22 protein-coding genes are annotated in these 23811 nt (G+C 70.1%); 15 read left to right on the top strand and 7 right to left on the bottom strand.

Translation table 11 applies throughout. From position 1 onward, the window contains the following. Positions 1-13 precede the first annotated feature (13 nt). The 9 genes from ABD798_RS29130 to ABD798_RS29170 all read left to right on the top strand — a co-directional run bounded on the left by ABD798_RS29130 (position 14) and on the right by ABD798_RS29170 (position 8192). The gene (locus tag ABD798_RS29130) at positions 14-577 is read left to right on the top strand and encodes a DUF3558 domain-containing protein (protein WP_344881696.1); all 564 of its coding nucleotides are present in this window, start codon (positions 14-16) and stop codon (positions 575-577) included. A gap of 39 nt (positions 578-616) precedes the next feature. Continuing rightward, positions 617-1702 (top strand): PPE domain-containing protein, encoded by a 1086-nt coding sequence (locus tag ABD798_RS29135; RefSeq protein WP_344881699.1) that lies wholly within the window; start codon positions 617-619, stop codon positions 1700-1702. A 4-nt stretch (positions 1703-1706) separates the two neighbouring features. Further along, positions 1707-2444: an ESX secretion-associated protein EspG gene (locus ABD798_RS29140; protein ID WP_344881702.1), complete on the top strand. Its 738-nt coding sequence runs from the start codon at positions 1707-1709 to the stop codon at positions 2442-2444. A gap of 118 nt (positions 2445-2562) precedes the next feature. Further along, positions 2563-4581, top strand: coding sequence for a neutral/alkaline non-lysosomal ceramidase N-terminal domain-containing protein (locus ABD798_RS29145; protein ID WP_344881705.1), 2019 nt, complete (start codon positions 2563-2565; stop codon positions 4579-4581). A 68-nt stretch (positions 4582-4649) separates the two neighbouring features. Then, positions 4650-4940: a hypothetical protein gene (locus ABD798_RS29150; protein ID WP_344881708.1), complete on the top strand. Its 291-nt coding sequence runs from the start codon at positions 4650-4652 to the stop codon at positions 4938-4940. After that, positions 4940-6688, top strand: coding sequence for an alpha/beta hydrolase (locus ABD798_RS29155; RefSeq protein WP_344881711.1), 1749 nt, complete (start codon positions 4940-4942; stop codon positions 6686-6688). The genes ABD798_RS29150 and ABD798_RS29155 overlap by 1 nt, the downstream gene beginning before the upstream one ends. A 65-nt stretch (positions 6689-6753) precedes the next feature. Next, positions 6754-7215 carry an LppA family lipoprotein gene (locus tag ABD798_RS29160; RefSeq protein ID WP_344881714.1) on the top strand — a complete coding sequence of 154 codons (462 nt, stop codon included), beginning with the start codon at positions 6754-6756 and terminating at the stop codon, positions 7213-7215. Between the two features lie 156 nt (positions 7216-7371). Next, positions 7372-7833, top strand: a complete 462-nt coding sequence (locus ABD798_RS29165) for an LppA family lipoprotein (protein WP_344881717.1) — start codon at positions 7372-7374, stop codon at positions 7831-7833. A gap of 80 nt (positions 7834-7913) precedes the next feature. Beyond that, on the top strand, positions 7914-8192 hold the full coding sequence (locus ABD798_RS29170; RefSeq protein WP_344881720.1) for a hypothetical protein: 279 nt from the start codon (positions 7914-7916) through the stop codon (positions 8190-8192). A gap of 7 nt (positions 8193-8199) precedes the next feature. On the opposite strand, the gene ABD798_RS29175 is transcribed toward ABD798_RS29170, so the two are convergent. The 4 genes from ABD798_RS29175 to mraZ form a co-directional block, all read right to left on the bottom strand. Further along, positions 8200-10107: a peptidoglycan D,D-transpeptidase FtsI family protein gene (locus ABD798_RS29175; RefSeq protein ID WP_425549287.1), complete on the bottom strand. Its 1908-nt coding sequence runs from the start codon at positions 10105-10107 to the stop codon at positions 8200-8202. Continuing rightward, positions 10107-10742 carry a cell division protein FtsL gene (gene ftsL, locus ABD798_RS29180; protein WP_344881725.1) on the bottom strand — a complete coding sequence of 212 codons (636 nt, stop codon included), beginning with the start codon at positions 10740-10742 and terminating at the stop codon, positions 10107-10109. The genes ABD798_RS29175 and ftsL overlap by 1 nt, the downstream gene beginning before the upstream one ends. After that, on the bottom strand, positions 10739-11704 hold the full coding sequence (gene rsmH / locus ABD798_RS29185; protein WP_344881728.1) for a 16S rRNA (cytosine(1402)-N(4))-methyltransferase RsmH: 966 nt from the start codon (positions 11702-11704) through the stop codon (positions 10739-10741). The genes ftsL and rsmH overlap by 4 nt, the downstream gene beginning before the upstream one ends. Before the next feature lie 226 nt (positions 11705-11930). Further along, positions 11931-12362 carry a division/cell wall cluster transcriptional repressor MraZ gene (gene mraZ / locus ABD798_RS29190; protein ID WP_086825504.1) on the bottom strand — a complete coding sequence of 144 codons (432 nt, stop codon included), beginning with the start codon at positions 12360-12362 and terminating at the stop codon, positions 11931-11933. A 455-nt stretch (positions 12363-12817) separates the two neighbouring features. Here mraZ and ABD798_RS29195 point away from each other — a divergent pair, with 455 nt between their 5' ends. The 4 genes from ABD798_RS29195 to ABD798_RS29210 are packed head-to-tail and all read left to right on the top strand — an operon-like array spanning position 12818 to position 17693. Next, the gene (locus ABD798_RS29195; protein WP_425549288.1) at positions 12818-13894 is read left to right on the top strand and encodes an AAA family ATPase; all 1077 of its coding nucleotides are present in this window, start codon (positions 12818-12820) and stop codon (positions 13892-13894) included. After that, entirely contained in the window at positions 13895-15163 is a 1269-nt protein-coding gene (locus ABD798_RS29200) for a DUF58 domain-containing protein (RefSeq protein WP_344881732.1), read from the top strand. Then, the gene (locus tag ABD798_RS29205) at positions 15160-17130 is read left to right on the top strand and encodes a transglutaminase TgpA family protein (protein ID WP_344881736.1); all 1971 of its coding nucleotides are present in this window, start codon (positions 15160-15162) and stop codon (positions 17128-17130) included. The genes ABD798_RS29200 and ABD798_RS29205 overlap by 4 nt, the downstream gene beginning before the upstream one ends. After that, on the top strand, positions 17127-17693 hold the full coding sequence (locus ABD798_RS29210) for a hypothetical protein (RefSeq protein WP_344881739.1): 567 nt from the start codon (positions 17127-17129) through the stop codon (positions 17691-17693). Before ABD798_RS29205 ends, ABD798_RS29210 begins: the two co-directional genes overlap by 4 nt. A 125-nt stretch (positions 17694-17818) precedes the next feature. On the opposite strand, the gene ABD798_RS29215 is transcribed toward ABD798_RS29210, so the two are convergent. After that, positions 17819-18217 carry a DUF3040 domain-containing protein gene (locus ABD798_RS29215; RefSeq protein ID WP_344881741.1) on the bottom strand — a complete coding sequence of 133 codons (399 nt, stop codon included), beginning with the start codon at positions 18215-18217 and terminating at the stop codon, positions 17819-17821. Between the two features lie 425 nt (positions 18218-18642). On the opposite strand from ABD798_RS29215, the gene ABD798_RS29220 reads away from it, so the two are divergent. Further along, positions 18643-20292: a peptide chain release factor 3 gene (locus tag ABD798_RS29220; RefSeq protein WP_344881744.1), complete on the top strand. Its 1650-nt coding sequence runs from the start codon at positions 18643-18645 to the stop codon at positions 20290-20292. A 157-nt stretch (positions 20293-20449) separates the two neighbouring features. Here ABD798_RS29220 and ABD798_RS29225 read toward each other — a convergent pair whose 3' ends face one another. Next, positions 20450-21673, bottom strand: coding sequence for a glycosyltransferase family 87 protein (locus tag ABD798_RS29225; RefSeq protein WP_344881747.1), 1224 nt, complete (start codon positions 21671-21673; stop codon positions 20450-20452). 174 nt (positions 21674-21847) lie between these two features. On the opposite strand from ABD798_RS29225, the gene ABD798_RS29230 reads away from it, so the two are divergent. Then, positions 21848-22384 carry a GbsR/MarR family transcriptional regulator gene (locus ABD798_RS29230; protein WP_344881751.1) on the top strand — a complete coding sequence of 179 codons (537 nt, stop codon included), beginning with the start codon at positions 21848-21850 and terminating at the stop codon, positions 22382-22384. On the opposite strand, the gene ABD798_RS29235 is transcribed toward ABD798_RS29230, so the two are convergent. Beyond that, entirely contained in the window at positions 22368-23585 is a 1218-nt protein-coding gene (locus tag ABD798_RS29235; protein WP_344881753.1) for a cytochrome P450, read from the bottom strand. The genes ABD798_RS29230 and ABD798_RS29235 overlap by 17 nt on opposite strands. Positions 23586-23811 lie beyond the last annotated feature (226 nt).

The following is a 23811-nucleotide window of genomic DNA, read 5'->3' on the forward strand; positions in this document are numbered from 1 at the left end:
TTCTTGTGCCGCCGTGCTGCTGGTGACCGTTCTCGCGGGTTGCAGCAGCAGCGACGTTGGCGCACCAACCACGCAGAGCACAACGCCGCCCATGTCCTCGACGACCGGCGAGCCAGGTCTGGACCGACCACGCGAGCTCAAGATTGATTCCGTTCGTCCGTGTGAGCTGTTCACCGCGGAGAACCGCGAGGAGTTCAAGACCGACCGGCCCGTCAAAGAGACCAAGGACAGCTACTTTCAGACTCAGGTCTGCCACTTCCTCGGCCGCGCCGAAATGATGACGATCTCCGTCAACATTCTTCTCGGCTACGACATGAGCTACTTCGCCCCCACTCAGCCGCCCGTGCACACACGTCTGCTGCGCGTTCATGGTTTTCCGGCTTACGAGGTGTACGTGGACTCAGAGCCCGGAAGAGCGGGGTGCGCGGTCAACATCGGGGTCGCGCAGGGACAGGTGTTGCGCGCCCAGGCTGCGGAGCCAGGGCGATACGAGAATCCGTTGCCTCAGGAGGAAGTCTGTCGCCGCGCCCGGCGCGCAGCTGACCTTGCTTTCGGCAATCTCCTCGCTCGCGGTTGACGCGAACGAGTCCGGCACGACAACGACACGGGGGACGACGTGGACGTTAACCGCAACTGGATGGCCATCCCGCACACGACTCTGTACAACAAGATCCACGCCGGGCCGGGCCCCAACGGACATCTGAACTCGATGATCTTCACAGGCGAGCTGATGAAGCAGCTGGGTGACGCCAGCACCAGCTTGTCTGATGCGCTGACGTCGCTGGGGGCGGCGTGGGAGGGCGAAGCCGCGGAGCGGGCGACGGGGAAGATCAGCTCGTTCAAGTCCTGGACGGCGGCGGCGTGCACGAGCACCCACGGGCGCGGCCAGAGCATCGCGGACCAGATGAACGCGTTCGTGCACGCACGGAACTCGATGCCGGAGCCGAAGGACGTGCCGACGCTGGAACAGCTGGGCAACAGCAACGCTCTGCGCGATCTGTTCCAGTTGAAGCAGGACCGTGAAGTCCTTGAGGGTGCGGCGAACGAAGCGCATCGCGAAGCGGCGCGCGTCATGCAGGCATACGCGGACGCGGTGAACAAGCCGGTACCCGCCTACGACGAGCCGCCGCGCTTCGATGGCGGAGCACCCGGCGCCCCGAAGCAGCCCGGAACACCCGTCGGCGGCGGTAGCAGGGCGATCACCAGGCCCAGGGGCGGCGATATCGGTGCGGGGCAGGACATCGGCCAGAACGTGGGCGGTGAAGGCGTTCCGACGCCGATTCCGGATCAGCGTGGTGGTCAGAACCTCGACGTTCCCGGACCGAAGTTCGGCGAGGTGCAGCAGGCCAGCTTCACGCCACCGCCCGCTCTCAACAGCGGCGGTAGCGGACCGGGAGCGTTCTCCGGACCTGGTGCGGCGGGCGCTGGTGGTGCGGGCATGACGCTCGGCGGCGGGCTGCTGCCGAGGACGGGCGCGCTGAACCCTGGAGCGCCCAGCGGACAGCCTCTGACCGCCAAGCCGACCCCACCGCCGGTCAGGCCAACGACGACCTCGGCAGCGGGTGCGCGGCAGGGCTTCATGCAGCCCGCGCTCGGCACTGGACAGCGCGAGGAAGAGCAAGAGCACGAGCGCAAGTACGACATCACCGAGGACATCGTCGGCGAGCTGCCGATGGTCGCGCCTCCCGTGATCGGCGAGTGAGCTGATGACCGGAATCTCCATCTCCGACACCGCGTACCAGGTGGCGTGGGAGCACATCGGCTTCGACCAGATGCCCTTGGCGCTGCTCGTCAATCCCCGAGGGGAGCGCCACGAGGAGCGCGACGCCGTCGTGGCGGACGCGTGGCAGGAACTGCGCGGCGCTGGACTCGTCGACGGTGTGACACTCGACGAGCAGCTGGTGCGGTGGCTGACGGTGCTCGCCGCGCCGGACCGGCTCGTCGACGCGCGACTGTGGCTGGGCGAGGAGGTCCGCGCGGTCGCTGCGGCGAACCAGAACGAGGACGAAGGTGTCCTGGCGGTTCTCCGAGGCGGTCGCATGATCCTGCGGCCGATCTACGCGACAGGCCTGGCGCGCGCGGCGACGGAGCTGCTGCCAGCGGTGAAGCCGGGGCCCGGCCACTCGGTGTCGGTGCCCAACGAGGCCCTGGCCAAGGCCGCGCGCGAGGCGGGCAGCGATCGGCGGGCTCTCGCGGCGGCGTTGCGGGGCGAGATCTCCGCCGACGACGCCGAGCAGCTGGCCCTGATGACCAAGGCGGCGAGGCACCGCGGCCAGTTCGGCGCGAGCCTGCGGCGCAAGCGCGCCGATCACGTGGTCGCGTACTTCGACACCGAGCACGGCCGCTACCTCATGGAGGAATCCCGGGGTTGGACGACGGTCAGCCCGGCGGACACGCGGGTGCTGGTGCGCCAGATCGACCAACTCACGACCGCCACCAATTAAGCGAGAAGCATTCACATTTCTCCTCGACCTCGCTACCGTCAGTCACGGTGAGCTGTGACGGCGGTCACCGAGCATCGGCACCCGGGAGGTCGTTGTGCGCTGGTTGTCCGGAGAACGGGTGAGGGGGGTGCTCGGCGCGGCGCTGGCGGCCGCGGTCGGCGCCGCCACGCTCGTCCAGCTCGGTGAGCCCGCCCAGGCCACCAGCGCCGACGGCGCGTACCTGGTGGGACGCGGTATCGCCGATGTCACCGGTGAGGCCGCCGAGCGCGGAATGATGGGCTACGCCAAGCTCGACCAGCGCACCTCAGGCATCCACCAGCGACAGCGCTCGCGGGCCTTCGTCATCGCCGACCCCGCAGGCGGCAAACGCGTCGCGCTGGTGACCGCCGACCTCGGCATGATCTTCGGCAGCGTGCGGCAGGCGGTGCTGCGCAAGCTCGCCGCCAAGCACGGATCGCTGTACTCGGCGGACAACGTGCTGCTCACCGCGACGCACACGCACGCGGGACCGGGCGGACAGTCGCACTACTCGCTCTACAACATCACCACGTTCGGCTACCACGGCAAGACCTTCGACGCGGCGGTCGACGGCATCGTCGAGTCGATCAACCGGGCACACGACGACCTCGCGCCCGGCTCGCTGTCGCTGGCCAACGGCGAGCTGAAGAACGCCAGTGCCAACCGCTCGCGCCGCGCCTTCGACAAGAACCCGGCGCAGGACAGGACCGCGTTCCCGGACGGGATCGACCCGATGACCTCCCTGCTGCGGATGGACCGGGGCGGCAGGACGGTCGGCGCGATCAACTGGTTCGCCACCCACAACACGAGCATGACCGGCAACAACACGCTCATCAGCGGTGACAACAAGGGATACGCGGCCTACAACTGGGAGCGCGAGGTCGCGGGAGCGGACTACCTCGCGGGGCAGCCGGGTCTGGTCACAGCGTTCGCGCAGACCAACGCGGGCGACATGTCGCCCAACCTCAACCTGAAGCCGGGCAGCGGCCCCACCGAGGACGAGTTCGCCAACACCCAGATCCTCGGCAAGCGCCAGGCCGACGCGGCCCGCGCCCTCGCCGCGAGCCCGGGGCGCTCGCTCAGCGGAAGCGTCGACTCGCGTCTGTCCCATGTGGACATGAGCGGGACGACCGTGCGCCCGGAGTTCACCGGGGACGGCGCCGCGCACACCACCTGCCAGGCCGCGATGGGCGCGAGCTTCGCCGCGGGGTCCACAGAGGACGGTCCGGGGCCGGACATCTTCAAGGAGGGCGTCGGCAACAACCCGCTCATCGAACTCGTCACCAAGGCGCGCTACGTCGCCTCCCCCGAGCTGCGCGCGTGCCAGGCCCCCAAGGACATCCTGCTCGACACCGGCGCGCTGAACCTGACCCCGAAGATCCTGCCGATCCAGCTCGTCCGCGTCGGCCAGCTCTACCTGATCGGATTGCCGCAGGAGGCCACGATCGTCACCGGCCTGCGACTGCGCAGGACCGTGGCCGAGCAGGTCGGCGCGCCGCTGCAGAACGTCCTCATCGCGGGCTACGCCAACGACTACGCCGGGTACCTGACCACGCCGGAAGAGTACGACCAGCAGGACTACGAGGCGGGTCACACGATGTTCGGTCGCTGGAGTTTGCCCGCCTACCAACAGGAATTCGCCCGCATCGCCGCTGACATGAAGGCCGGGCGCCCCAGCGCCGCCGGTCCGACGCCGCCGGACATGTCGGGTTCCGTGTGGACGGTGCAGCCCGGTGTCGTGCTGGACGCGCCCCCGATCGGAGGCAACTTCGGCGACGTGGTCACCGCGCCGAAACCGAGCTACACCAAGGGACAGCAGGTCGTCGTCGAGTTCGCGGGCGCGCACCCGAACAACGACGTGCACCGCAACGGCACGTTCATCGAGGTGCAGCGCCAGGAAGGGGCCGCGTGGAAGCGCGTGGCCGATGACGGTGACTGGTCAACGAAGTTCCGCTGGGCGAGGTGGGGCGTTGCGGCGTCGAGGATCACCGTGTCGTGGGACGTGCCGAGCACCGCGCAGCCCGGCAGCTATCGCATCGTCTACCGCGGTGACGCCAAGAACCTCGTCGGTGCTGTGAGCCCGATCAGCGGAACGTCTCCGGCATTCACCGTCACCTGACCGTACTGATTCCCCCGCGCGGCCATGCGGGACGCAGTAGCGTGAGCCGCCGGGGGAGGTTGACAGACGTGGGATTCACTGTTGTCACTGACGAGCTCCGCAAGGCAGCTCGGACGGCTCGAAGTGCCGGGGAGGGCGCGGGAGCGGTCAACGTCGCCGCCGAGGCTGACCAGATCGCGGCGGCCATGCCGGGCGGCGCGGCCGCTGCGGCTGCCGCCAAGCTCGCCGGGCATTGGAAGACGAGCGTCTCTTCGTGGGCGAACGACGTCCAGGCCCACGCGAAGCGCTTGGACGAGAGCGCCGCGCTCTACAACGCCAAGGACGCCAACGCCCGCGACGACATGCGACAGGCGTTCTGATGGTCTCCGTCAGCGATGTGCGGCGATGGCGGCCGCCCACTCTCGACGGCGTCTTCCAGGCGCTCGGCTCGCGTCGCGACACCCTCGTCGGTTTCGACGACGAGCTGCACGCCACGAAGTCGCCCGCCGGGTGGACCGGCTCCGCCGCCGAGGCCGCCACCAAGCACCACGGCGAACTCACTGAACGAATGCGTCGTTTGGTCGCTGGTATCTCCGCCGTGCGGCGCGCCACCGGAGAAGCCGCCGACGCTGTCAAAGCCGTCCAACGCGCACTCGGCGACGCCGAACACCTCGCTGGCCGCTACGGCTTCTCCATCGCCGACGACGGCAAGATCGTCGACACCGCGCAGTCCCGCCCCACCGACGAACCCCGGATCCGCGAGCGCGCCGCCATGCAGGTCGAGCTCGCCGACCGCGTCGAGCAGGTGCTGCGCCGGGCCAACGACATCGACGCCGACCTCGCCGCCGTCCTGGAACGCGCCGCCCTCGACCGCGTCGACGACGGCTGCGGCACCTCGCTGACCGACGCTTCCCTTGCGGGACAGGCGACCGGCGGCCTCTCCACGATCGGCCCGCCTCAAGGTGGCTCCCCCGCCGACAACTCCGGCTGGTGGTCGTCGCTGTCGGACACCGAACGCGCCGCGCTGCTCAAGGACCACCCCGACTGGATCGGCAACCTCGACGGCCTTCCCGCCGTCGTCCGCGACCAGGCCAACCGCGCCCAGATCCCGGGCGAACGCGCCAGGCTGCTGGCCGAGGCCGCGAAGCTGGAGCCTCTGGTCGACTCCCTCACCAAACGGCTCGGTGCGTCCACCAGCGAAATCGGCGAGTTGTCGATCGCCCGCCAGCTCGCCGGTCCCGCCGCCGAACTGGCCATCATCAAGGCGAAACTCGCCTCACTGGACGCGATCGACCAGACACTGGCGCGTGGCGATCGCCAACTCCTTGTGCTGGACACCTCGGGGCAGCGCGCCAAGGCCGCGATCGCTGCGGGCAACGTCGACACCGCCGAACACGTCACCGTCTTCACTCCTGGCTTCGGAACCACTGTTCAGGGCGACATGCGTTCGTACGACGACCACATGAACAAGCTGCGAGAAGAGGCCCAACGCGCCTCCGAACAGAATGGGAAGCCGACGTCAGTCGCGGCGGTGACCTGGATCGGCTACGAGGCCCCGCAGGCCAGCGAAATCCTGGAAATCAACCGCTCCGTTATCGGCGAGGGTGCCGCGCGCGAGGGTGCCGAGAAGCTGACACGCTTCCTCAACGGCGTCGACGCATCTCGCCCTACCGATCCGCATCTCACCGCGATCGGTCACTCCTACGGTTCCCTGACCACCGGAATTGCTTTGCAGAAGAACACGGGGGTCGATGACGCGGTCTTCTTCGGTTCTCCCGGGTTGGGAACTTCACGTCTAGAAGACCTGAAGGTGCCAGCTGGACACTCGTGGGTAGTAGAAGCACGCCAAGACCCGGTTGCGGACTTCGCCGCGTTCGGGACTGACCCCGATCGCATCAGGGGCATCAACAGATTGTCCGCACATGACCTCACGCTGCCGGACGGCAGACAGCTGAGCCACTCATCCGGTCACGGCTCCGTAGAGCCCAAGATCGGCTACCTCGCACCGGGGAGCACGAGCCAGTACAACATGAGCCTGGTTGCTGCAGGACTGCACCACCTGACTCGCGAAGACAAGAGCCTCGGTCAGTTCGACTTCAGGCAGAGCCGTGGGCGCGGGTCTTACTGATGAGACGCACAGCAATGGTTGCAGCCTGTCTCTTCCTACTCATCGGATGCGGGGGTCGCCCTACCATGAAGGATCAGTTTCAGACGCTCTCACAGCGGCCTGACATCGATGCTGCCACGGCGCGGTACCAAAGGATGCAGACCGAGATCCGAAACCGACTCGCCGCCGAACTCGGCCCCATGGAGTGGAAAGAGAGCCATCCGGTCAGTAGGTCAGGATGTGCCGACTTCGCCGACGTTCCCGCTGCGGAAAGCCGATCACTGGGCCTGTGGTCCTTCCCTCACAGCATCCCCGATGACCAGTGGAGTCGAGCGGTCGCGATCATCACCGAGATCAACGCCGCATACGGTTTTGGGCAACCCGGCCACCGCGTGAACAGCCCCGGCCACCACGAGGTCCTCTCGGTCGACCCTCTTGGCGCGACTTACACGCTCGGGACGAGCGTTCACACGACGCTGCTGTTTCACACCGGGTGTCATCTGGAGGCGAAGGCGCATCCCGCAAACGCCGCGAAGCCGACGACGTGAGTCTTCAGCTTCGGGAAGTGGTCGGCTCGGCAACCGAGAACATCAGGTGACGAAGCGATGGAAAAGCAGCACGTGCCCAGCGGAGCTGCGCTGATGCGACGGGCCGCGACACTAACTGCTTGCCTTCTGATTCTCATCAGCTGCGGAGGCCCCAGCATGGAGGACAAGTTCCAAGCGCTCGCTCGACGACCGGACATCGACGTGATGACGGCGCGGTACGAAGAGATGCAGACAGCGCTGCGAAATCGTGTTTCCGCAGAAGTAGGACCCCTGAACTGGAAAGAACAAGACCCGATGAGCAAAGCAGGCTGCTCCGGCTACTCAGACGTCCGAGGGGTCGAAAGCCGCACGCTGGCCCTGTGGATCCATTTCGGCAACATTCCCGACAAACAGTGGGACAGGGTCGTCGCGATCGCTACCGAAGTCACCAGCGCTTACGGCTTCGAAGTACCCAGCGCTCGTGTCAACAGCCCTGGGCAACACGACATCACCGCAAAGGACGCCTACGGCGCGCTCTACATGTTGGGGACCGCGGTCAACACGACGCTCATGCTGCACACCGGGTGTCATCTGGAAGCGAGGGCGCACCCGGCGAACGCTGGGAAGAAGACGTCGTGAGCAGGGAAGCCGATGAGCGGTGGTTGGGGAACAAGAACAGGAGCGCCCCGTCACGACAGGCGGTTCGCCTGACTGTCCACATGGGACTGTTGGCCTTCGCAGGATTCGTGTCCACCATCTGGTACATCATCTTCTACGCGAGCAGGGCGGATCACGTCGACGTTCGCACGATCGTCGACGACAGGCCGGATCTGGTCATCTGGGCCACCATCGGCTCGGCCGTGATCGGACTGCTGCTCGGCCTCATCGGCGGTGTGCGGGCGTTGGCGCGGCAACGGGCGATCGGGGGGTGGTTGTGGGCGGCGTGGGCTCCGCTGTACCTGGTCGTGCTCACGACGCACCTGATCACGTTGCTGTGAAACAGGATCAGCCGTTCTTCGGCAGGAGCTCCAGCGTGGGGGCGGCCGGGGACAGGGGAACGCGGTAGCGCTGGGCCACGTAGTCGGCCATGTCGTGGAACAGGGGCGCGGCGGAGGTGGCCTCCGCGGTGCCGGCCTTGGGGGCGTCGAGCATGATGCCGATGACGTAGCGCGGTTTGTCGGCGGGCAGGATGCCGGCGAAGGTGATCCAGTACGAGGAGTTGCTGTAGCAGCCGCAGTTCGGGTCGACCTGCTGCGCGGTGCCGGTCTTGCCGGTGATCTGGTAGCCGGGCAGCGCGGCGGCGGGGCCGGTTCCGCGTTGGCCGGGGGCGTCCTGGACGACGGCGCGCATCATGTCGCGGACGGTGCGCGCGGTCTCGGGGCTGACGACGCGGACGCCTTCGGGGCGGGGCTCTTCCTTGCGGACCTTGTCGGGGCCGATCTCCGCCTTGATGATGCGCGGCGGGATGCGCAGGCCGTCGTTGGCGAGCGCCTGGTACATGCCCGCCATCTGCACGACGGTCATGGACAGGCCCTGGCCGATGGGCAGGTTGCCGAAGGTGGAGCCGGACCACTGCGAGCGCGGCGGGACGCGGCCGGAGGTCTCACCGGCCAGGCCGAGCCGGGTGCGCTCGCCGAGGCCGAACTTCGAGAGCATCTCGGCGAAGCGGTCCTGGCCGATCTGCTGCGCCATCATCAGCGTGCCGACGTTGGAGGACTTGCCGATCACGCCGGTGAAGGTCATCGGGATGGTGCCGTGGTTCCACGCGTCGCCGATCTCGCGGTCGGCGACCTTGATGCTGCCGGGCACCGACAGCACGGTCTGCGGCGTGGCGAGGCCGAGCTCGATGGCGGTGGCGGCGGTGACGACCTTGTTGACCGAGCCCGGTTCGAACGGCGAGGTGACCGCGCGGTTGTTGCGCTGCTCGGGCTTGGAGTCGGCGAAGTTGTTGGGGTCGAAGGGTTTGTCGTCGGCCAGCGCCATGACCTCGCCGGTCTTGGCGTCGAGCACGACGGCGCTGCCGCCCTTGGCCTCCACCCGCTGCACGTAGCTGGTGAGCATGTTCTGCACGGTGAACTGGAGGTCGGTGTCGATGGTCAGCTGGATGTCGGAGCCCGGTGTCGCGGGTTCGACCTCACGCTCGGAACCGGGGATCGTGACGTTCGCGCTGCCCGCCGCGGTGTCCACGACGCGCCTGCCGTCCTTGCCGGAGAGCAGGTTGTTCTTGTAGGTCTCCAGCCCTTCCAGGCCCGCCGCCTTGCGCTCCTCCATCCGCCAGTTGGCGAAGCCGACGATGTCCGCGCCGACCTTGCCGGAGGGGTACTGGCGGATCTGGCGGTACTCGGCGCCGATCTCGCGGAACTTCTCGCGGATCATCCGCGCCTTCGCGGGCTCCACGCGGTCGACCAGGTACAGCCACTTGCTGTCGGAGAACAGCTTGCGCAGCAGCTCCTGCTCGTCGACCTGGTCGCCGAGGACCTGCTTCATGTAGGCGGCGATGTTGCGCTTGCGCTCGTCGGGGTCCTTGCCCGCCTTGCGCTGCTCCTCCACGATCAGCTGCGGCAGCGCGTAGAGCGCCTTCGCCTCCACGCTGAAGGCCAGCAGGTTGCCGTCGCGGTCCACGATCGAGCCGCGCTGGCCGGGGATGTTCTGCACGGTGACGCGCTGCTTGAGCGAACGCTGCGACAGGGCCTCGGCCTCGAAGCCCTGCACCTGCACCAGGCGCAGCCCGGCGGCGACGAGCGCGAGCACCAGGAAGGCGCGTCCGACCACGACGCGGACGCGGTGATCGCCCATGCCGTTGGGGTTGCGCCTCAGCTTCACCCTGGGGGGCTTGGGTTTCGGCGCCGCCGCCCGCGGCGACGACCTCGGAGCGGGGCGCGGTCGGCCGGCACGCCGGTTCGGGCCCTGCATCAGCCGCCCCCGCCAGCCGCCGGAGGCTGCTGCTGCCCTGCCGGAGGCGCGGCCGGAGCAGGAGGCTCGGGCTGCTGCTGTTCCGGCGGCGAAGGCGGTTGCGGAGGCGGAGCCTGCGAAGGCGGCGGCTGGCTGCGCACGCTGGAGCGCGGCTTCTCGGCGGCCTTGGGATCGCCGACGACCTCGACGTCGCCGTTGGGCTGGACCTGCAGGCGCGCGGGGTCACCTGCGGGGACCATGCCGCGCTCGCGGGCGCGCCGGTCCAGCTCGATCGGAGACTCCAAAGTGGACACTTCACGGCGCAGCCGCTCCACGTCCTCGGCGCCCTTGCGGACCTCGCGCCGGGTCTCCTCCAGCTTGTAGGAGTCGGCGGCGGCGGCGGTCGACAGCCACAGCGACGCGACGATGCCGGTGCCGAGCAGGCCCATCACCAGCAGCACGAAGGGAGCCCTTGGCGCGGGCGCGGTGCGGCGCTCGGGCACGGCAGCCCCGGTGCGGTGCGCCCTGCGGGCGTAGGCGCGCTCGGCAGCGGCCGAGCGCCGGTGCTGGGCGGCGCGCTCGGCCTCGCGGTCGCGAACGGGCTGGGCGCCCTGCCCTCGGTGGGCGGGCGGTTCGGAACGTGCCGGTGCGGTCATGATCCCGCCTCCCCGATCCGCTCTGCGGCGCGCAACCGCACGGAGGCGGCGCGCGGGTTCTGCGCGATCTCCTCCTCCGTCGCGGGCTCGGAGCCGCGGGTGATCAACCGGAACTCTGCGCCGTGGCCGGGCAGTTCGACCGGCAGGCCCAGTGGGGTGCGCGAGGTGGACCTCGCCACCAGTTCGCGCTTGGTGATCTTGTCTTCCAGCGAGTGGTAGGACAGCACGACGACGCGGCCCTGCGGGGCCAGCGCGTCCAGCGCGTTCGGCAGCGCCCTGCGCCAGACCTCCAGCTCGCCGTTGACCTCGATGCGCAGCGCCTGGAAGGTGCGCTTGGCGGGGTGTCCACCGGTGCGCCTGGTGGCGGCGGGCACGGCGTCGTAGAGCAGCTGGACGAGCCGGGCGCTGGTGGTGAACGGCTCCTTGGTCCGCTCGCGCACGACGGCGGAGACGATGCGCTTGGCGAAGCGCTCCTCGCCGTAGTCGCGCAGCACGCGGATCAGCTCGCCGGGCGCGTACTCGTTGAGCACGTCGGCGGCGGTGAGCCCGGCGGTCGGGTCCATCCGCATGTCCAGCGGGGCGTCCTTGGCGTAGGCGAAGCCGCGGTCGGCCTCGTCGAGCTGCATCGAGGAGACGCCGAGGTCGAAGAGCACGCCGTCGACGTGGTCGATGCCCAGGCCGTCCAGCGCCGAGGGCAGCTCGTCGTAGACGGCGTGCACGAGCTTGACGCGCTCGCCGAACGGGGCCAGCCGCGCACCGGCGAGCTCCAGCGCGCGCGGGTCGCGGTCGAGACCGACCAGGGTGAGCTCGGGGAAGGCGGTGAGCATCGCCTCGGAGTGACCGCCGAGGCCGAGCGTGCCGTCCACGACGACGGCGGGGCCCTTCTCCAGGGACGGGCGCAGCAGGTTGATCGTGCGGTCGAGCAGGACCGGGATGTGCGCGGGCCGCGCCGACTCCGCCATGGCGGTCCCTCCCTTGCCCTGCTCCGCGCTCAACGATCCTTCGACCGGCGCACCGACCCCTGTCTGTCCTCTGTGGACGTCCACTGTGGATAGTCACGACGGGTGTGGCGGATGTCGCCAGGTCCCCGCCCGCCCGTCGAGCCTGGTACCGGGGAAGGTGCACCAGGACCGAGAGATCGAGCGGACCGAGGCCTCACGGCACCCGAACCACGACCACGTGCCGGGATCAGAACATCCCCGGCAGGACTTCCTCCCTCGCCTTCGCGTAGTTCTCCTCGTTGTCCTCGAGGTAGGTCTGCCACGCCGAGGAGTCCCAGATCTCCAGGCGGGTGATGGCGCCGATGACGACGCACTCCTTGCTGAGCCCGGCGTAGCGGCGCAGCTCCGGGACGATGGTGACGCGGCCCTGGGAGTCCGGTCGCTGCTCGTCGGTCCCGGCGAAGAGGTAGCGCTGGTAGGCGCGGACCGCCTCGTTGGTGAACGGGGCCTCGGCGACCTTGCGCGCCATCTGCTCGAACTCCGCGCGCGGGAACACGTAGAGGCAGTGGTCCTGTCCCTTGGTGACCATCAGCCCCCCCGCCAACGCGTCGCGAAACTTGGCCGGCAGCGTGAGCCGGCCCTTGTCATCCAGCTTTGGGTTGTGGGTACCGAGAAACACCGGCTTCACCTCCCCACCGACCCGTCCGGACCGGCAGCGGGGACCCGTTCTCCCCACCGGCCGCCACAGTACCCCACTTTCCACCACAGTCAACGCGATCAAGGGCCGCTCTTCGACCGCCCGAGTGACGTTTTCGCAGCTAGGAAAGGGTGGGTCCGCGTGGGGGGTGACGGCGGCCCCACGCCCGACCGGCTTCCCACCACCGGGGGACGGGAGCAAGCGGATTTCCCCCATTAGGGTGAGCGTGACCCGCGGCCATCCGGTCGCTGACGAGCAGGTGGGGCGGGGTGGGGGAACCCGGGTGCCCGGACGGGGTGGGGACCTTCGCCAGGTTTTGACACACTGCGTGTCACGCTGCTCGTCGTTCGCCGGACGACTGGGACACGCCCCGCCGGTGTCGTCGGCCGGTGACGCGGGCACCGCGTGGGAGCCGCACCACCATGGAGGTCTGTCGAGTGACGCCGAGTACCCAGCCGACCGCACTGCCCGGCCAGCCGCTGCCCGAGCCGGACAGCGCGCAACGCCCCGCCGACGTGCTCGCCGAGCTGCACGAGACCGCGCGGCGGATCGCGGGCAACGTGGAGCGGGTTCTCGTCGGCAAGCCGGACGTGGTGCGCGTCGCCCTGGTCACGCTGCTCGCCGAGGGCCACCTGCTGGTCGAGGACGTGCCGGGCGTCGGCAAGACCTCGCTGGCCAAGGCGCTGGCCCGGTCCATCGACTGCACGGTCAGCCGCATCCAGTTCACCCCGGACCTGCTGCCGAGCGACATCACCGGCGTGTCCATCTACAACCGCCAGACCTCGGACTTCGAGTTCCGCCCCGGCCCGGTCTTCGCCAACATCGTGGTGGGCGACGAGATCAACCGCGCTTCGCCGAAGACGCAGTCGGCGCTGCTGGAGTGCATGGAGGAGCACCAGGTCACCGTCGACGGGCGCACCTTCGGGCTGGACTCGCCGTTCATGGTGATCGCGACGCAGAACCCCATCGAGATGGAGGGCACCTACGCCCTCCCGGAGGCGCAGCGCGACCGCTTCACCGCGCGCGTGTCCATCGGCTACCCCGACCCGCAGGCCGAACTGGCCATGGTGGACGAGCACGCCGGGCACGACCCGATGGCGGACCTGCGCCCTGTCTCCGACGCCGCGCAGGTGCGCGCGCTGGTGCAGGCGGTGCGCCAGGTGCACCTCTCCCAGGAGATCCGCAGGTACTGCGTCGAGCTGGTCTCGTCGACGCGCCGCCTGCCGGAGCTGCGCCTCGGTGCCTCCCCGCGCTCCACGCTCCAGCTCGTGCGCGCGGCGCGGGCGCAGGCGGCCCTGGTCGGCCGTGACTTCGTGGTGCCGGACGACATCCACGCGGTCGCGGTGCCGGTGCTGGCCCACCGCCTCGTGCTCACGGCGGAGGCGCAGGCGGCCCGCCGCTCCCCCGCCGACCTCGTTCGCGGTCTGGTGCAACGGGTTCCGGTCCCCCAGGGCGGAGCGGGTCCCGCGCAAGCCGGCCCGTACCAGCGCAACGGTCTGCGGGGAACCAGGTAGATGCGGGGCGCCCTGTCCGGCCTCACCACGCGCGGGCGCTGCCTGCTCGCAGCGGGCATCGCCGCCGCGCTCTGCGCGCTGGTGCTCAACGAGCGGGACCTGTTGCGGGTGGCCATCTTCGCCGTCGCGCTGCCCGTGCTGGCGGCCGCGCTGGCCGCGGGCGCGCGCGTCGGTCTCGTCGCGCTGCGGCACGTGATGCCCGAGCGCGTGCACGTGGGCAACGCCGCCGAGGTGCGCGTGGAGCTGCGCAGCACCGGCCGCGTCCCCTCCGGCGGACTGCTGCTGGAGGACGGGGTCCCGTACGCGCTGGGCAGCAGGCCGCGCTTCGTCGTGGAACGCATGTCGCGCAAGAGTTCCGTCGGTCTGCGCTACCCGTTGCAGCCGGTGCTGCGCGGCGTGCACCAGCTCGGGCCGATGCGGGCGCGGATCACCGATCCCTTCGGGCTGGCCGAGTTCGAGCGCGAGCTGGGCGGGACCAGCAGGCTGATCGTCGCGCCGAAGATCGTCGGGCTGTCCGGGCTGCCGGTCGGCGCGGGCCTTGGCACCGGGGACGACGGCGCGATCCGGTTGCGCACCGGGCAGGGCGAGGACGACGCGATCGTGCGCCAGTACCGGCACGGCGACGACATGCGCAAGGTGCACTGGCGCTCGACCGCGCGCCGCGACGAGCTGATGGTGCGGGTCGAGGAACGCCCGTGGCGCGGCGGGATCGCGGTGCTGCTGGACGCGCGCGAGTCCGCGCACCGGGGCAGCGGCCCCAGCTCCAGCCTGGAGTGGGCGGTGTCGCTGACCGCGAGCATCTGCCTGCACCTGCACCGGCACGGCCAGCACGTCCGGCTGAGCACCGAGGACGGGCACGCGCTCGCCGGTGGGCAGAGCGACGGCGGGCACAGCGACACCGAGGTGCTGGACGCGCTCGCGGCGCTGCGACCGTCCCACCGCAGGGACCTGGCGTGCAGCAACGACCCCGGCTCCGGGCGCGAGCTGATCGCGGTGCTCGGCGCGACGACCCCGTCCGCCGTGCACGAGCTGATCAAGTACCGGCAGCGGTCGGTGCGCAGCCTCGCGGTGCTGCTGGACGTCAAGAGCTGGGCGGGCTCCAGCGAGGAGGGGGCAGCCGATCCCCAGGAGGTCGCGCGGTTGCTGACCTCGGCGGGCTGGGGCGTCATGATCGCCGACGCGCGGACGCCGATGACCACCGTCTGGACGCGGCTGTGCCACAGCACCGCCGACCGGATGGCCGTAGGGAAGGGCGGGGCTGCCTGGTGAGCTCACGACACGCGGTGCTGGCACCGTCGACCGAACACGGCGCCACAATCTCCATCGCGGCCGCGATCTCGGTGCTGGGCGCGGCGACCGCGCTGTCCGCGGTGATCGAGGGCGGGCGGTGGATCGGCTTCGTCGCCGTGACCATCGCGGTGGTGATCGCGGTCGGCACCGGCCTGCGCGCGATCCGTGCGCCGATCTTCGTGGTGGCGCTCGGCCAGATCTGCGCGCTCGCGTTCTTCCTGACCGCGGTGTTCACCCGCAGCGGGTTGTTCGGCGTGCTCCCCGGCCCGGAAGCGTTGCGGGAGCTGGGCAACGTGCTCAGCGAGTCCGTGCAGCAGGTGCGCACGGGAGTGCCCCCGGTGAGCGGGACGTCGGCGATACTGTGCCTGTCCGCGCTCGCGGTCGGCATCGTGATGATCGCGGTGGACACGCTGGCCACCGCGGCGCAGGCGCCCGCGGCGGCCGGTCTGGTGCTGCTGTGCGTGTTCGCCGTGCCCGCCTCGCTGGCCGACGAGATGCTGCCGTGGTGGTCCTTCGCGTTGGGAGCGAGCGGTTTCGCGCTCCTGCTCGTGGTGGACGAGGCGCAGCGGCACCGCCTGTGGCGCGGCAGGCTCGGCCTGCCCTCGCGCGGCCGCAACGGCGAGAAGAACGGCCGACGCGGCGGCGGCTCCGGCTTCAGCGCGACGGCGGTGACCATCGTCGGCCTGGTCGTGGCGATCGTCGGCGGCTCCACCCTGACGCTGGTCGGCACCGCGGGCAGGCTGCCCGGCGTCGGCGGTTCCTCGGGCACCGCGGGCATGGGCATCAAGCCGTTCGCGTCGCTGCGCGGACAGTTGGAGCGCAAGGGAACCATCGAGCTGTTCCGGGTGCGCGGCCTCGACGAAGTGTCCTACCTGCGCGCCCTGACGCTGCGCCAGTACGACCGCAGGGGAGGCTGGACGGTCAACAGCCCGCTCAGCGGGATCCCGACCAACGGCAAGCTGATCACCGAGGGGACGCGGCCGGAGAGCCTCGGCAGGCCGAAGCGGATCGACATCGAGACGGTCGGCTACACCGACTACTGGCTGCCGGTCTACGGGGTGCCGACGGCGTTGGAGGGCGTTCCCGAGCACTGGCTCTACGACCCCAAGGTCGGGGTGGTCTTCAACGACGAGCGGGAGCGCGTGGAGCGCTACACGCAGCAGAGCGTGGTGGCGAACCCGAGTCCGGAAGCCCTGCGCGCGACGGGACTGCGCGTGGACACCCAGGAGATCGGCGCGGAGTACCTCCAGGTCGACGTCGACCCGAGGGTCACGGACCTGGCCCGCAGGATCACCGCGTCCGCGCGGACCAACTACGACAAGGCCCTCGCGCTGCGCAAGCACTTCACCGACCCCGGCAACGGCTTCACCTACAGCCTGCAGACGGTGGCCGGTAATGACTCCGACGGCCTGGTGGACTTCCTGCTCAACGGCAAGACCGGGTACTGCGAGCAGTTCGCGTCGGCGATGGCCGTGCTGGCGCGGGCGGCGGGCATTCCGGCGCGCGTGGCGATCGGCTTCACCCAGGGCTACGACGCCGGTGGCTACCACGTGATCACCACCAGCGACGCGCACGCGTGGGTGGAACTGCACTTCCCCGGCATCGGCTGGACCAAGTTCGACCCGACCCCGCAGGCCAACGGGCGCGGTGTGACGGCTCCCTACGAGGTCGAGGGGTCCACCAGCGGCGGCAACCAGAGCGGCAACGAGCCCTCGGCGGGGCGCACCACGACGCCCCAGTCGAACCCGTCGTCCGCGCCGACCGCCACGACCGCCCCGGTCGCTCCCGGCGGTGGTGACGACCGCGTGCTCCTGTTCGGCGCAATACGGGTCCCGGCGGCCGTGGTGTGGTGGGAGATCCTGTTGCTGCTCGCCGTCGCGGGCGCTGCCGGAGCCGCCGTCGCGACGCGTGCGCGGAGGCGACGAAACAGGGAGACTGCGCGATGAGCGCCCCACTCGCCGCCGCGACCCCGTGGCGCGCGCGGCTGACGAAGACCGTTGTCCTGCCTGAGTTCTGGGCGGCGACGGCGACCGGGCTCGGCGTCATCGCCGTGCTGCTGCCGCTGTGGTGGACGCTGCCGGGGTTCGTGTGGGCACTGCTGCTCATCGTGCTGGGCGGCGGTTATCTCGCGCTGCTGCCGTCCTGGGTGCGCGGAGCGCTTCGGCAGCAGCGGCTGGACGCCGTGGCCGCCGGGGGCGAGGACGCAGCCGACGCAGCGTGGCAGGAGCTGGTCGCGGCGAGCGTCGACCGCGGCACCGGGATCTCCGACACGGACACGGTCCGGGTCGCCGCGACGAAGCTCGCGCGCGAGCACAGCCTGGACGAGTCCGGGCGCGCCGGGCTGCGCGTGCTCGTCGGCGAGGTCGAGCGGTCCTGGTACGGCGCGGGCGCTCCCGTGCGCTCGGAGCTCCCGGCGGCGCTGGAGCAGGTGCTGGCCAGTCTGGCGGTGAACGCGCCGCTGTCCTTGCGCGCGAAGCTGTTCCCGCGCTCCGCCATGCCCACGCGCTGACTCACCGGGCACGAAACCAACGGGCTCAGAACCACCAAGGGCCGCCGCACCGTCCCGGGAGAGGGAGGCGGTGTGGCAGCCCTTGGTGGTCGAGCGCGGTCGAGCTCGGTGGTGCGTTGCGGTGCTTAGCCGTTGTCGTCGAACCTGCGGCGGAACCGCTCTTCCATCCGCTGGGCGAACGAACTCCGGCGTGGTGTCGTCTGCTGTGGTTTGCCGCCACCCTCCTCGACGGTCTGGTCGCGTTGACCGACCGCGGAGAGGGCCCACATGGCCCCGCCGAACATCAGCAGGAACCCGATGACGCTGAGCACCGGGATCTCCGCGACCCGTGCCACGGGAAGCGCGACCCCGACGACGAGCAGTAGTAGACCGATGATCAGAATGGCGACACCCTGGAGGCGGCGCCGTCTGGAGGGCCGCCGTAGCCGGGAACCGCGCACCGTCGATGCGAACTTCGGATCCTCGGCGTAGAGCGCGCGCTCAATCTGGTCGAGCAGTCGCTGCTCGTGCTCGGAGAGTGGCATGGATCCTCCTCCGGCACATCTTCTCGCTAGCGCCGGGCGTCACGGTTGCCGCCGGACCCGGCGGGCGCCCCCGTTGGGAGCGTCACCCTTGAGGATACGATCCGTGGGACGCTGCGACTACCCGGTCGGCACTGCCGAAGCCAGCCTGTTGTCAGCGTCATCCGCTCGGGGGAGCGGCCGATACCGGGTGCTGTCGCCTCAAAACCCTTGCTGAGCTGGCCTTTTTCCCGTTTTCGGCGCTCCGGGGGCCTGCGGCGGGCTGTCCTCCGTTCGGCGGTGCGGCGACACAACAGGTCGCAGAACTCACCCCGGAGGAGGTACGCGGCGTGATGCCTTTGTGAAGCGGAGGCGATCGCGAACGTGACCGGCCGGGCGGGAACTAGTATCCACCGGGCGATTTTCAGCGGATTTGGAGTGTGCTCACGGTGACGGCGACAGGGCCAGATCTCGACCCCACGGACGAAGCGACGGCCACCGGCAAGGGCTCTACAGCCGTCCCGGCGGAGGCGGGCCGCCGCAGGACCTTCGGCGTGATCAGTCACCCCGACGCGGGCAAGTCCACCCTCACCGAGGCGCTGGCGCTGCACGCGCGGGTGATCTCCGAGGCGGGCGCGGTGCACGGCAAGGCCGGTCGCAAGGGCGTGGTCTCGGACTGGCTGGCCATGGAGCAGGCGCGCGGTATCTCGATCACCTCGGCGGCGCTGCAGTTCGGCTACGGCGACACCGTGATCAACCTGCTGGACACCCCGGGCCACGCCGACTTCTCCGAGGACACCTACCGCGTGCTCTCCGCGGTGGACTCGGCGGTGATGCTGCTGGACGCGGCCAAGGGCCTGGAGCCGCAGACGCTGAAGCTCTTCGACGTGTGCAGGCACCGGGGCATCCCGGTGATCACGTTCGTGAACAAGTGGGACCGCCCCGGCCGCGAGGCGCTGGAGCTGTGCGACGAGATCAGCACCCGGATCGACCTCACCCCGATGCCGCTGAACTGGCCGGTCGGCGAGGCCGGGCACTTCCGCGGCGTGCTGGACCGCTCCTCCGGCGAGTTCACCCGCTTCACCAGGACCGCGGGCGGCGCGACGGTGGCCACCGAGGAGACGATGAGCGCGGAGCGGGCCGCTGAGGAGGAGGGCGAGGACTGGACGCGCGCCGTCGAGGAGTCCGAGCTGCTCTCGCTGAGCGGCTCCGACTTCGACCAGGAGGCGTTCCTCTCCGGCAAGGCGACCCCGGTGCTCTTCGGCGCCGGTGTGCTCAACATGGGTGTGCGACAGCTGCTCGACAGCATCGTGCGGCTCTCCCCCGCTCCGACGCCGCGCGTGGACGTCGACGAGAAGGCGCGCGCGCTCGACAAGCCGTTCTCCGGCTTCGTCTTCAAGGTGCAGACCGGCATGGACCCCGCGCACCGGGACCGCGTCGCGTTCGTCCGCGTGTGCTCCGGCCGTTTCGAGCGCGGCATGGTCGTCACGCACGCGCAGACCGGGCGCCCGTTCAGCACCAAGTACGCGCAGCAGATGTTCGGCCGCGAGCGCAACACGGTGGACGAGGCCTTTCCCGGTGACGTCGTCGGTCTGGTCAACGCCAACGCGCTCCAGGTCGGTGACACGCTGCACGTGGGCAAGCCCGCCGTGCGCTACCCGAGGCTGCCGAGCTTCGCCCCCGAGCACTTCTCCGTCGCCCGCCCCTCCGACCTCGGCCGGGCCAAGCAGTTCCGCAAGGGCATCCAGCAGCTGGAGGAGGAGGGCGTCGTCCAGGTGCTGCGCTCCGACCGGCGCGGTGACGCCGCCCCGGTGCTCGCCGCCGTCGGCCCGATGCAGTTCGAGGTCGCCGCGCACCGCATCGAGGCGGAGTTCGGCGTGAAGCTGTTGCTGGACCGGCTGCCCTACCGCCTCGCGCGCATCCTCGTGCAGCCCGAGCAGCGCTCGATCGTCGACCGCAGCGGCCGGGCCGAGGTCCTGCGCCGCGACCGCGACGGCGTCGACCTGGCGCTGTTCCCCGACCCGGTCGCGGTCGGCTCGCTCCAGCGCCTGCACCCGGAGCTCAAGCTCGAATCCCTGGTCGCGGGCACCGACGACTAGCACGTGGTTGAGCCGTGTGTTCCGGTCACGGTGTCGCTGGGGGTCGGGATGTCTTCAAGACCAGCAAACACCCCTGTTGATCATCGTTGACCGCCGCAAACCCAGCCGTCCTTGAAGCGTTGTGGCAGTCGCGGCGCGGTGCCACAACGCGAGGGAACTACGGGAGGAAGGCGGCGTCCCTGCGGGCCATGAGCAGGCGGGGGCGTCGCCAGGCCAGGTAGGAGCCCGCGGCGAGCAGGCAGAAGCCGACGATCACGAAGGAGTTGCCGAGCAGGTGCTCCCCCGGGGTCCAGAGCAGCTCCTGGTTGCCCGCGGTCGGCAGCTTGAAGTGCCACCCGACGTAGAAGACGACGGTGGTCACGGCCGCGACGAGCAGCCACACCCAGCTGTTCACCCGCAGCGCCGAGGCGATCATGATGACCAGGGCCGGGGCGATCCACACCCAGTGGTGCGACCACGAGGTCGGCGAGATCAGCAGCGCGACGATCCCGTTGGCCATCACCGCGAGCGGCGCGTCGGCGCGTCGGATGATCACCACGCCCATGCCGATGGCCAGCAGCGACAGCAGCACGATCAGCACGCCCATGAGCACCACGGGCGGCTGGAGGCGGACGAGCATCGCGGTGATGGTCTGGTTGGCCGAGAACGGGGTCCCGCTCATCGACGACGCGCCGCCCTCCAGCCAGTAGTGCAGCGAGGAGCCGGGCGCGATGACGAAGCCGACGAGCGTGGCGGCGGCACCGCTGATCACCACGGTCAGCGCGGCGCGGAAGTCCTTGCGCAGCAAGAAGTACAGCAGGAACGCGGCGGGGGTGAGCTTGATCGCGGCGGCGATGCCGACGAGGGTCCCGCGCGGCCACTTCGGCGAGATCGCGAGGCAGTCCACGGCGACGAGCGCCATCAGCCACAGGTTGACCTGGCCGTAGTCGAGGGTCTCGGTCACCGGCTCCAGCAGCAGCGCGAAGGGCAGCAGCGCCGAGGTCACCACGAACGCGCCCTTCGGCCCGCCGGAGCGCCACAGCCGCCGGACCACGACGTACAGGGTGGCGGCGAGCGCGAGCACGGAGATGCCGAAGTTCAGCGCGACGGCGGGGTCACGGGCGAGCACCGCGAACGGCGCGAGCACGAGCACGGCGAACGGCGGGTAGATGAAGGGCAGGTGGTTGCCCGCGGCGGTCTTCTCCAGCAGGCCGTACATGTCACCGCCGGACCACCAGGTCTGCACGGCCGCGCGGTAGACGTCGAGGTCCTCGTAGACGTGCCGGGCGTCGGCGAGCCGGAAGAGCACCACCGCCACGAGGGCGACCACCGCCGCGACGACCAGTGCCGCCCCGTGGCGGAGCACCAGGGTGCGGAAGCGGTCCCAGATGGTGGTGAGCAACGTGAAGCCTCCCGACAGCCGAAGTCCGTGCAGCCTAGCCGGGGCCTCTCGGCGGCCCCGTTGTGACAGACCGCTGGGACCGGGGTGGGGTTGAGTCGCTTCCGAAGTTCTTCGCGCGGCTTCGGCCACAGCCGGCTGCGGTTACCCTGACCGGGCGAGCGTGAGGAGGCATCAGTGAGCACCGAGACGACCGAAGGCCGGATCGAGGGCCGCGACGCGGAGGCGTTCCTGCGCTTCGTGGAGCGCTTCGCCTCGGTGCTGGCCGACGGCGGCTGGCCGAGGATGCCCGCGCGCGTGTTCGTCTGCCTGCTCGCGGTGGACTCCGGCAGGCTCACCGCCGCCGAGCTCGCCGAGGCGCTGCGGGTCAGCCCGGCCGCGATCTCCGGGGCGGTCCGCTACCTGGGTCAGGTCAGCCTGATCAGCCGGGAGCGCGAACCGGGCTCCCGGCGCGATGTCTACCGGGTGCGCGACGACGTCTGGTACGAGGCCGCCGTGCGCAAGGACCGCGCCCTCACCCGCTGGGAGACCAGCCTGCGCGAGGGGATCGAGGTGTTGGGCCCCGACTCCCCCGCCGGCCGCAGGATGACCGAGACGCTGGAGTTCTTCGAGTTCGTCCAGGGCGAGCTGCCGGGCCTGCTGGAGCGCTGGCGCGTGGTGCGCGACCAGCTGCGCGCCCGGACAGGAAAGTCGCAGCTCAGCGATCCCAGCTGACCGGGAGCGCGTGCACGCCGTAGATCGCCATGTCCGAGCGCATCGGCACGGCGTCGGTGGGCACTGCCAGCCGCAGGCCCGGGAAGCGGCGGAACAACGAGGTGAAGGCGATCCGCAGCTCCGAGCGCGCCAACTGCTGGCCGAGGCACTGGTGCACGCCGTGCCCGAAGGCCAAGTGCCCGGTCGCGGAACGGCCGATGTCCAGCCGCTCCGGGTCCTCGAAGCGCTCGGGGTCGCGGTTGGCGACGGGCACCGAGATGGTCACGCTCTGCCCAGCGCGCACGAGCTGCCCCGCCACCTCGACGTCCTCGGTCGCGGTGCGGACCGGTCCGATGTGGATGATCGACAGGTAGCGCAGCATCTCCTCGACGGCGCTGTTCGCCAGGGACTCATCGCCCTGGAACCGGTGCAGCTGCTCAGGATTCTGCAGCAGCGCGTAGACGCCGAGCCCGATCTGGTTGGCGGTGGTCTCGTGCCCGGCGATCAGCAGCACCGTGCCGATGTTGACCAGTTCCTCGTCGGTCAGGTCGCCAGCGGTGATCAGGTCGCTGAGCAGGTCGTCGCCCGGCTCGGCGCGCTTCTCCGAGACCAGGCGGGCCAGCAGCGCGGCCACCGCGCCGAAGGACTTCATCCGTTCCTCGATCGGGGTGTCCAGCGACAGCAGCCGCCGGCTGTCCTCGTTGAAGCCGCCGCGCTCACCGTGCGGGACGCCGAGCAGCTCGCAGATCACCAGTGACGGCAACGGCAGCGCGTACTCGGCGACCAGGTCGACCGCGTCCTCGCCGGTGTGGTCGCGCTCCATGGCGTCGAGCAGTTCCTCGGCGATGCGCTCGATCATCGGCTCCATCGTCCTGATCCGGCGCACGGTGAACGCGCCGGTCAGCTGCCTGCGGTAGCGCGCGTGCTCGGGGTCGTCCAGCCGCGTGAACATGCCGGGCTGGGGCTTCGTGCGCACCTCCTTCGGCACCTCCATCGGGATCGGGGAGTGCTGGAGATCGGCGCGCACGCTGAAGCGGGGGTCGGCCAGCACCGCGCGGGCGGCGGCGTTGCCGGTGGCCAGCCAGCCCTGGTGGCCGTCCGGGTAGGTCATCGGGGTGAGCGCGCGCTGCTCGCGCTCGCGGGTCAGCTCCTCCGGCGGGTCCAGCGGGCAGCGCCGGGCGAGGGGGAGTCCGTCCAGGGTGGTGGGCGCGTTCGGGTCCATGTCCACCGAAGCTACACCTACTTCACAACTTCGTGAAGTCTGTGAACATCGACCCGGCCCCTTGGGGCAGCGGAACCACCGCAAAGGACTTTACGAGCATTCGACCAAGACCCGCCTGCGATTCGGTAAAGGCACACTTCGCGGCACACAGAAAATCCTTGATTGCATTTTCGGGAGACTGCGCCATTATTTAGCAAAGACCTCTTCCCTGCCGAGAGGATTTTCC

Origin of the sequence: Allokutzneria multivorans (assembly GCF_039537405.1) — a bacterium.
In the GTDB taxonomy this organism is placed as follows: domain Bacteria; phylum Actinomycetota; class Actinomycetes; order Mycobacteriales; family Pseudonocardiaceae; genus Allokutzneria; species Allokutzneria multivorans.